At 69.8% G+C, this 2,032-nt stretch carries 2 protein-coding genes and 1 pseudogene; all 3 read left to right on the top strand.

Annotated elements, in window-relative coordinates; all coding sequences use genetic code 11:
• Positions 1-269 (top strand): annotated as a pseudogene (locus tag AB0O11_RS39295) (hypothetical protein); the annotation flags it as partial.
• Between the two features lie 195 nt (positions 270-464).
• Positions 465-1,643, top strand: coding sequence for an aliphatic sulfonate ABC transporter substrate-binding protein (locus tag AB0O11_RS39290; RefSeq protein ID WP_363397410.1), 1,179 nt, complete (start codon positions 465-467; stop codon positions 1,641-1,643).
• 175 nt (positions 1,644-1,818) lie between these two features.
• On the top strand, positions 1,819-2,032 hold a 214-nt coding region (locus AB0O11_RS39285; protein ID WP_363397413.1), incomplete at its 3' end, for an ATP-binding cassette domain-containing protein.

Here is a 2,032-nt window from a genome sequence, read left to right as displayed (position 1 = left end):
CGCTGGTCAAGGAGATCTCCTACCGCATCGACATCGACACGCTCCAACAGCGCTCCGGCGCCCAGGGACTGAACGTCAACGACATCGGCCACGTCGTCCTGCGCACCGCCGAACCGCTGGCACTCGACAGCTACACCGACAACCGCCGCACCGGATCGTTCCTGCTGATCGACCCGGCCGACGGCACCACCCTCACCGCCGGAATGGCGGGCGAGGCCTTCGAAACCGTACGCACCACCGACGCACCCGAAGAGGAGGACTGGGTCTGATGCCCAACGAGGCGTTCTCGGGCATGGACAAGGAAGGCGGCCGCATCGGCAGCGGCGTCCTCGGCAGCGGCCAGGGCGGCCTGACCCGATGTGCGGGTCGGCAGCGCTGAGTTGCGATCCCCGGCCGCCCCGACGGGCGGCCGCCACGTCCCCGAGACCGGCTCCTGACGGTCCGTCAACGAACTGGACTTCACCATGGCATCTCTCCCGGCACTTCCGCACAGCCCGTCCGCACATAGGCCCGTCCGCCCCGGCGCCGGACGGATCAGACGCTCCGCCGCTGCCGCCGCGGCCGGGCTGACCGCGGTGGCGCTGCTCTCCGCCTGCGGCTACGGCTCCAAGTCCAACGACAAGTCCTCCGACGCCAAGCCCAACGCCGCGGCCGCCGCCGGGGATTCCGGCGCGAAGCTGTCCGCGGACACCGTGAGGATCGGCTACTTCGCCAACCTGACCCACGGCACCCCGCTGGTCGGCCTCCAGGAAGGCATATTCCAGAAGGAGCTCGGCTCCACCCAGGTCAAGACCCAGGTCTTCAACGCGGGCCCGGCCGAGATCGAGGCGCTCAACGCCGGCTCCATCGACATCGGCTGGATCGGCCCCTCCCCCGCGATCAACGGCTACACCAAGTCCGACGGCAAGTCCCTGAAGATCATCGGCGGTTCGGCCTCCGGCGGCGTCAAGCTGGTCGTCAACCCGGACAAGATCGCCTCCCTGGACGACCTCAAGGGCAAGAAGATCGCCACCCCGCAGCTCGGCAACACCCAGGACGTCGCCCTGCTCAACTACCTCGCGGGCAAGGGCTACAAGGTCGACGCGGCCTCCGGCGCCGGTGACGTCTCGGTGGTCCGCACCGACAACAAGGTCACCCCCGACGCCTACAAGTCCGGCTCCGTCGACGGCGCCTGGGTGCCCGAGCCCACCGCTTCCAAGCTGGTCACGCTCGGCGCGAAGGTCCTGCTCAACGAGAAGGACGTCTGGCCCGACAAGAAGTTCGTCATCACCAACATCATCGTCTCGCAGAAGTTCCTCAAGGAGCACCCGGACGTGGTGGAGGCCGTGCTGCGCGGTTCGGTGAAGACCAACGCCTTCATCAAGGCCGAGCCCGACAAGGCCAAGGCCGACGCCAACGAGGCGATCAGGAAGGAGGCCGGCAACGCCCTGGAGCCCGCCGTCCTCGACCCGGCCTGGGCCGACATCGACTTCCTGGACGACCCGCTGGCGAACACCCTCCAGGCCGAGTCCGACCACGCCGTCACCGCCGGGCTCCTCAAGAAGCCGAACCTGAACGGCATCTACGACCTCACCCTGTTGAACAAGGTCCTCGCGGCACAGGGCCAGGCCCTCGTGGCGGACGCCGGACTCGGCGCCAAGTAACGCCCGCAGCACCGCTGTTCGGCCCGACTCCGCGGTCCGGCCCCCGCCCGCCCGATCGATCCCCGATCGATGCCCACCGAGGCGGGCGGGGCCCGGGCCACGGCCCTGACCTTTCCCTCCTCGCCCACCAGCGGGCGAGGAGGGGCCCATGACCACTCACGCAGGAGGTGCCCGGATGCCCCCGGCACTGACCACCGAGGCCAACACCCCCGTCGCCGACGCCCGCGGCGGCGCGCCCGCCGTCCGGATCTCGCACGTGCACAAGTCCTTCGGTCGCCCCGGCGCCCGGACCCACGTCCTGGACGACATCACCCTCGATGTCGCCCCCGGCGAGTTCGTCACCCTGCTCGGCGCCTCGGGCTGCGGCAAGTCCACCCTGCTCAACCTGG

This window comes from Kitasatospora sp. NPDC093102, from assembly GCF_040683915.1.
Lineage (GTDB): Bacteria > Actinomycetota > Actinomycetes > Streptomycetales > Streptomycetaceae > Kitasatospora.
This window is presented reverse-complemented; position numbering and strand designations above follow the sequence as displayed.